Raw genomic sequence first — 7,593 nt, 5'->3', positions numbered from 1 at the left:
CGACCCGTTGGCCGCGGCCGCCGCGATGCGGGCCGCCGGCTTCCCCGCCGACCTGGCGTCGACCGCCCTCACCCAGACGGAGCTGCGCCTTCGCGCGCGGGCGAAGTTCGGGTCGGACGCCGGGCGCCTGTTCTTCACCCGGGCCGGCCTGGAGCAGGCCACCCGCGCCCCGGTCGCGGCCCGCCGGGCCGACCGCCTCGCGGCCGCCGGCGTGCGCCACGTCGCCGACCTCGGCTGCGGCATCGGCGCCGACACGATCGCGTTCGCCCGCGCGGGCCTGCGCGTGCGGTCCGTCGACGCCGACCCGCTCACCGCCGCGATCACCGCCGCGAACGTAGAGGTCCTCGGCCTCTCCGACCTGGTCACTGTCACGACAGCCGACGCCACGACCGTCCCACTGGACACTGTGGACGGCGTGTTCTGCGATCCGGCCCGGCGCCGGGCCGGTGGCGGGCGCGTCTTCGACCCGCAGGCCTACTCCCCACCCTGGGACTTCGTCACCGGCCTCGCCGACCGGATCCCGGCGACCGTGCTCAAACTGGGCCCCGGCATCGACCACGCGCTGATCCCGCCCGGCGCCGAGGCCGAGTGGGTCAGCGTGGACGGCGAGGTGGTCGAGGCCGCGTTCTGGTGCGGGCCGCTGGCCGCCACGCCGCGAAAGGCAACCCTGGTGAGTACGCGCGGCCGCGCCACGCACCAGCTCACGGGCACGGGCGGCGCGCTCGCGCCGGTCGGGTCGCCCGGCCGGTTCGTGCACGATCCGGACGGGGCGGTCGTGCGGGCCCACCTCGTGGCCGAGTTCGCCGCCACCGTCGGCGGGCGCCTGGCCGACCCGACGATCGCCTACTGCTACACGGACGAGGCCGCTGTCAGCCCGTACTCGATGAGTTTTGAGGTGTTGGAGATGTTGCCGTTCTCGTTGAAGCGGGTGCGCGCGGCGGTGCGGGCCCACGGCCTGGGCGTTCTTGAGATCCGCAAGCGGGGGTCGGCGCTGGAGCCCGAGAAGCTGCGCCGCGACCTGCGGCTGTCCGGGTCGGGGTCGGGGACGCTGCTGCTCACCCGGGTTGCGGGGGCGCCGACGGCGATAATCGCTCGCGGCGTACCGGTAGCCTGATCGACTGTGGCAGCCCAAGGCACTCCCGCGACCGCGTTGCTGACCAGACAGAAGGTCACCCACGCGCTGCACCCCTACGAGGTCGACGCGCAGACCCCGAACTACGGCTTCGAGGTGGCCGCGGCGCTCGGCCAGGAGCCGGCCCGCGTGTTCAAGACGCTGGTCGCCGAGGTGGACGGCGCCCTGACGGTCGCGGTCGTCCCGGTGACCGGCGAGCTGGACCTCAAGGCGCTGGCCACCGCCGCCGGCGGCAAGAAGGCCGCGCTCGCGGACCGCACGCTCGCCGAGCGGACGACGGGCTACGTGCGCGGCGGCATCAGCCCGCTCGGCCAGCGCAGGGCCCTGCCCACAGTGATCGACGAGTCGGCCCTGGAGTTCGACACGGTCCTGGTCAGCGCCGGCCGCCGCGGCCTCCAGGTCGAACTCGCCCCCACCGACCTGGTCCGCCTCACCGCCGCCGTCACCGCCCCCATCTCCCGCCCCGACTAACGCACGACGCGTTGCTGCCGATGCGGGTGATCACAGCATCAAACCTGCGCCCGAACCTCGCCGCCGCACTCGACGCGATCGAGAGCGACGCCGCGGATCCTGTTGTGACGCGCAGCGGCCACGAAGATGTGGTGATCATGCTCAAGCGCGGCTACGACGCCTGGCGCGAAGCGGACTATGTGTCCCGCGGCGCGAACGGCGCCGAACTCCGTCGCCGGATCGCCGACATGGATGCCGTTGACGTCGAGATCCACGACCGTCGTTGATATGTGCTCGCGTGGAGATCGCCATCTTCGGTACGAACGCGCGGTCCGGCCAGCGGTCACGGACGCGCGCCGGCTCACGATCACTGAACCCTGTGCGAATGTGAAGCGCCAGCGACCCGAAAAGCCGCATATCACCCTGCACCTGTCGCGAAGATCGGCGTTTCGTGTACCAGAGTGCGGCCCAGCTGCACTCTGGTACACGAAACCGCGACCTTGGACGCGTCCTGTGGCGCCGACCGGGATGCGAATGCCGACATGCACGGTCTCGCCGGCAAGAGTCGACTTCTGGTTGTTATCCCTCGTCGGGTAGCAGCCAGAAGTCGACTCTTGTGTGCGCGGGGCCGGCGGCGCAGCCGCCGGCCCCGACGCGTCAGCGGACCGTGACCTGGTCGGTCGCGGAGGACGGGGCGTGGGTCGCGTCGCCGGCGTAGCGGACGCGCCACGTGCCCGACTTTGTGGCCGTCGCGTGGAAGGCGTAGAGGCCGCCGAAGATGGTCGTCGTCGTGGTGATCTGGGTGTACGTGGTCGCGCCGTCGGGCTTGAACTCGACGATCAGAGTCGCGCCGGAGAAGCCGTTCATCGCGCCGTTGTCCAGGTGCTGGACGACGCCGAGGGCGGCGATGTCCTTGCCCTTGCGGGCCGGTTCGGGCAGGACGTCGACGCTGACCGTGGTCGGGGCCAGCGCGGTGAACGACCCGAGCTTCGCGGCCGCCGCCGGCGGGGCGAAGCTGGCGCCGACGCAGTCGGTGCCCGACAGGTACACGTCGTAGGCGCCGGCCGCGGTCGTCTTCGACGCCGTCAGCTTGGCCGCGTAGGTACCGGATGGGGTCTTCGCCAGCGTCGCCGACAGGGTGCCGTTCGGGCCGACCGCGACGACCTTGCTGCCCGTGGTCGGGCACCAGCTCGCCGACAGGGTGACCGTCAGCGGGACCGTGCCCTTCGTGGGCAGCACCACCGGGTCCGCGCTGAGCGTCGCCGTGCGCGGCCCGGCCGGCAGCCAGGTCCTCGCCACGTCGACGACCGTGTCGAAGACCGGCTTGGCCTGCAGCCGGTCGTCGAACAGCAGCGGCGTGTCGAGGTGGTTGATCGGGAAGGTCGTCAACCACGTGTCGTCATCGGCGAGACCCCAGAACGTCAACGAGTCGATGCCGGCCGCGTGCTTTGCGAACGCCTCGAACACCGCCTTGTACTGCGCCTTCTGGGCCGCGAGCGCCGAGTCGGGGATCGGGTCGTACGAGTCGTAGCGGTCGGCGTACACGCTGATGTCCAGTTCGGTGATGCGCTGGCGCAGGCCGAGGGCCTGGAACTGGCCGAGGACCTGGTCGATCTGGGCCGGCGAGTCGTTGACCAGCAGGTGCATCTGGTGCCCGACGCAGTCGACCGGCACGCCCTCCGCGAGCAGCTGCTTCACCAGCGCCAGGTACTTCGCCGCCTTGTCCGGCAGCTGGGTGTTGTAGTCGTTGATGCACAGCTTCGCGTCCGGGTCGGTCTCGTGCGCCACCCGGAACGCGGTCCGGATGAAGTCGAGCCCGGTGTACTTGTAGTAGTCGCTCTGCCGGTACGTCTCGTCGGCGGCGTCGGAGATGACCTCGTTCACCGCGTCCCAGGCGTAGACCTTGCCCTTGTACCGGCCGACGAGCGCGCGGATGTGCTCCGCGAGCCGGTCGAGGACGAGCTGCCTGCTCTCCGCGTTCACCGGCAGCGGGTTGCCCGCGCTGTCCTGGAAGACCCAGGCCGGCAGCTGCGAGTGCCAGGCGAGCACGTGCCCGTACACCTTGATGTTCCTGGCCTCGGCCAGGGCGACGATGCGGTCGGCGCGCGCGAAGTTCCACACGCCCGGCTGGGGCTGGATGGTGTCCCACTTCATCGCGTTGCCGGGCGTCACCGAGTTGAAGTGCTTGGCCAGCAGCGTCGCGTGGTCGCCCACCAGCTGCGGCACCTCGACGGCCGCGCCCGTGAGCGGCCAGTAGCGCGCCAGCTCGTCCTTGAGGGACGCGATGTCGGTCTGGATCGGCAGCGGCGGCAGGTAGGTGATCTTCACGTCGTCGACGAAGAAGTCCTCCAGGCCGTCCGTCTCGACGTACAGCTTCAGGAAGTCGACGTCGTCGCCGAGGATGTACGAGCCGGTCAGCTTCGTCCAGCCGGTGCTGGTCACCGGCGTCGCACCGGTCAGGCCCTCGTACGTCGGCGTGTCGCCCAGCCGCCGCTCGACGGTCAGCCTGGCCGTGGCTGTCGGGAACGCCGCGGAGGTGCGCACCCACGCCGAGACGTTGTACCTGATCCCCTGCTTCACCCGGCCGAGCAGGCTGACGATCGGCGCGTTCCAGGTCTGGGTGCGCCCCGTCACCGACAGGCTGTGCGTCCCGGTGTGGGCCACCGTGGTGCTGTTGGTGACGACCTCGGGGCCGCCGCGCGCGGTCCAGCCCTGCGTGGTGCCGTTCTCGAAGCCGTGGTTGAGCAGCGTCTGCGGGCCGTCCTCCGGGTCCGGCTCCGGCTCCGCCACCGGGTCGTCAAGACCCAGGAAGGCCAGGGCGTACGCGTGCATCTCCGGGCGGGGCAGGTCGTGCCCGTTGCCGTTGACGGTGATCGCCTCGACGGGCGCGGTGACGGTGTCGCTGCCGTAGCGGCTGCGCGACCAGGTGTCCTCCAGCGTCCGGGTGGCGGCCGGCGTGGCGGGGACATCCAGGACGTCGGCCCACTCCTTCACGCCCTCGACGAGGTTGTTGTAGGAGATCGTGGTGTCCTCGGTGCCGTGCCACAGCTGCACGCGCGGGCGCGACCCGGTGTAGCCGGGGTAGGCGGCCCGGACGAGGTCGCCCCACTCCTGACCGGTCTTGACCAGCGAGCCCTGCGCACAGGCGCTGTTCCACAGGTTCGTCGAGCTGCCCGTGCCGAAGCAGCTGTGCGGCACGCCCATGAACGACACCCCCGCGGCGAACACGTCCGGGTAGTTGCCGAGCAGGACCTGGGTGAGCATCGCGCCCGAGGACGCGCCGACCGCGAAGACCCGCTCGTCGTCGACCGGGTAGTGCGCCTTCACATAGTCGACCATGGACTTGACGCTGACCGGGTCGCTGCCGCCGTCGCGGCGCAGCGACTCCGGGCTCGCGCTGTCGAAGCAGCGCCCGTCGCGGGTCGACTCCGGGAAGATCATGATGAAACCGAGCCGGTCGGACGCCTGCACGATCTCCTTCACGCCGAAGCCGGAGCCCGTGTAGAACGCCGACGCCGTGCCGGTGCAGTAGTGCGAGGCCACCACGACCGGCGCCTTCGCCTGCAGCGTGGTCGGCACGTGCACGTACATCTTGAGGTTGCCGGGGTTGGCGCCGAAGTCGGTCACCTTCGCAAGGCCCGCCGGGAGCGGCGGGTCGGTGGGCGTGGTCGGCGCGCCCTCGTAGGTGAGGGAGATGTCGTCGAGGTAGTACTCCGACGTGGCGGCGGCGCCCTCGACGTAGAGGCTCAGCTCGGTGGCGTTCGCGGGGGCGGTCCACGTGCCGGTCAGCTTCGTCCAGCCGGCGTCGGTGGCGGTGACGCGGGCGCTGGCCCCGTCCCAGCTCGTCGTGCCGTCGACGGCCTTCTGCACGGTGGCGCCGATCGTGTCGGTGCCGGAGACCATCCGGACGTACGCGGTGAACGTGTACTGCGTGCCGGCGGCGACCTTGCCGAGCAGGCTGATCGCCGGCCCGTGCCAGTTCGCCGTACGGCCGGTGGTCTTGAGGCTGCGGGTGCCGCCGTTCGCCTGCTCGGTGCTGTTGGCGACGGTCACGCCGCCGCGCGGGCCCCAGCCCTGCGCGCCGCCGTCCTCGAAGTCGTGGGCGAACACCGTCCGGGTGTCCGAGTCGCCGGAGTCCACGTGGGTCAGCGTCACGTCGTCGAGGTACATCGGCACAAACGGATCACCCTGCTCGAAGTAGACCTGCAACGGGCTGGGCAGCGCCTCGCCGGCGGCGGCCGTGTAGGTGCGGCTGAGCTTCGTCCAGCCGGTCGCGTCGAACGGCACCTGGTACGTGCCGGAGTTCTCGTACGCGGCGCCGGCGTTGACGGTCATGGAGACCTGGCCGGCGCCGGACACGGCGCGGACCCAGGCGGTCAGGGTGTACTCGACGCCGGGCGCGATGTTCGGGGTGAGGTCGCGCAGCGCGACGCCCCAGCCGGTCTTGTCGTGCACGGACAGCACGCCGGTGCCGCCGTGCGCGTCCGCGGCCACGGCGGCGTTCTCCGCGGTGATGCCGTTGCCGACCCAGCCGTGGGTCTGCCCGGCCTCGAAGTCGTGGGTGAAGTCGGTCACCACCGTCGCCGCGTTGGCCGTGGTGACGGTGAGCGGGACGAGCACGGACGCCGCGAGCGCGGCGGTGGCGAGGAGCGCGGTCCGCGCGCGCCGTCGGTGGCGCTGCGGGATGTACGGCAATCGACCCAGGCGCATGGGTTTCCCTTTCTTCCGGGCAGGACGCACTCACCACCCGGGCGCGTGTTCTTCGAAGACGGGGACGAGAAGAGCGGGCCAAACGATAACCCACTGTCGATATGTTTCGGCAGCCCTCGCCGCCAGTTCGTTGTCGCGACCGGCGATTTGATGGCAGTTACATGGGGCTATTGATATCGAAAGCGCTGTGGAAACTTTCGAGGGTCAACGTTCTTGGCACAGGCGATCTACAGTGCAGGGTGGTTTAAAGCAGTCCTAGCTCTGGTGAATGGAACAACTCGTGAGCGACCCTTACGCGCAGCACCCCGGCCAGCCCGGCCAGCCCGGCCAGAACTGGCCGCCGCAGGCTCCGACCTCGCCCTACGCCCAGCCGCCGACGCAGCCGGGCTTCCCTGCCTACGGCGCCCCGGGCCAGCAACCGCCGTACGGGGCCCAGCCCGGCTACGTTCCCGGCGGTCAACCGCCCGCAAATTCCAACAAGGGCCTCATCATCGGCCTGATCTCCGGTGTCGTCGTGCTCCTGCTGCTGCTCTGCGGCGGCGGCGCGGCGTGGTACTTCACCAGCAAGGACGACCCCACCACGCCGGAGGCCCCGGCCACCGTGGCGGCGCCTCCCTCCGCGGCGCCCACGACGGGCGACGACAGCGGCAAGCAGAACAACAACAACGCGATCACCGCGAAGTACTCCAGCGACTTCGGTGACGTGTGCTCCGGCGGCGCGATCCTCAACGCGGCCGACTACAACGCGTCGGCCAACAACAACAAGGCGTACGTGTTCTCGAACCGCCCGAGCCGCCCGACGTACTGGAGCATGGGGTATCTCGACTCGACCACCCCGTACTACGCCAAGTCGGCCGACTTCACCAAGGTGAGCGTCGTCGGCTGCCTGAAGTACGTGGACGGCAGCGAGACGCTCGGCCAGAAGTGCGACATCAAGGCCTCCGACGGCAAGAAGCTCACCGTGGACTACATGTCGGCGCGGTACGTGCTCACCTTCTACGCCGCCAAGACCGGCCAGAAGATCGGCGACGGTGGTCCGGTCAGCGCCCCCGCCAACCGGTGCCCGAGCTTCATGACCTACGACAAGGACACCCTGAAGTCGTACGCGTCGCCGGACGACGGGACCGTCGACGCCGCGTTCGCGAAGCTGCTGGGTTCCTGACCCACCCGTGGGGCCGGTCGCCACCGGCAACCGGCCCCACGTAAGGGTCTTGTTCGCGCATCGGCGCTCATCGTATCGTTGAGCGTCGCTGGATCCGGGGCCGCCGGGTGACCAGCGCCGGCACCGGAGCGTCCCACAT

5 protein-coding genes are annotated in these 7,593 nt (G+C 70.6%); 4 read left to right on the top strand and 1 reads right to left on the bottom strand.

All coding sequences use genetic code 11. The annotated features are described in order from the left end of the window. From ABD211_RS08640 to ABD211_RS08630, 3 genes are all read left to right on the top strand, one after another. On the top strand, window positions 1-1,114 hold a 1,114-nt coding region (locus tag ABD211_RS08640), incomplete at its 5' end, for a class I SAM-dependent methyltransferase (RefSeq protein ID WP_344128121.1). A gap of 6 nt (window positions 1,115-1,120) precedes the next feature. Then, window positions 1,121-1,603 (top strand): Cys-tRNA(Pro) deacylase, encoded by a 483-nt coding sequence (gene ybaK / locus ABD211_RS08635; protein WP_344128119.1) that lies wholly within the window; start codon window positions 1,121-1,123, stop codon window positions 1,601-1,603. Window positions 1,604-1,623: 20 nt separating this feature from the next. Then, window positions 1,624-1,869 carry a type II toxin-antitoxin system Phd/YefM family antitoxin gene (locus tag ABD211_RS08630; protein WP_344128117.1) on the top strand — a complete coding sequence of 82 codons (246 nt, stop codon included), beginning with the start codon at window positions 1,624-1,626 and terminating at the stop codon, window positions 1,867-1,869. A 370-nt stretch (window positions 1,870-2,239) separates the two neighbouring features. On the opposite strand, the gene ABD211_RS08625 is transcribed toward ABD211_RS08630, so the two are convergent. Then, window positions 2,240-6,292: an extracellular catalytic domain type 1 short-chain-length polyhydroxyalkanoate depolymerase gene (locus ABD211_RS08625; RefSeq protein WP_344128115.1), complete on the bottom strand. Its 4,053-nt coding sequence runs from the start codon at window positions 6,290-6,292 to the stop codon at window positions 2,240-2,242. A gap of 280 nt (window positions 6,293-6,572) precedes the next feature. Here ABD211_RS08625 and ABD211_RS08620 point away from each other — a divergent pair, with 280 nt between their 5' ends. Further along, window positions 6,573-7,454, top strand: a complete 882-nt coding sequence (locus ABD211_RS08620; protein ID WP_344128114.1) for a hypothetical protein — start codon at window positions 6,573-6,575, stop codon at window positions 7,452-7,454. Window positions 7,455-7,593 lie beyond the last annotated feature (139 nt).

It is taken from the genome of Luedemannella flava, assembly GCF_039528515.1.
GTDB lineage: Bacteria > Actinomycetota > Actinomycetes > Mycobacteriales > Micromonosporaceae > Luedemannella > Luedemannella flava.
Note: the sequence above shows the minus strand (reverse complement) of the source record. Positions and strands in the feature narration are given on the sequence as shown.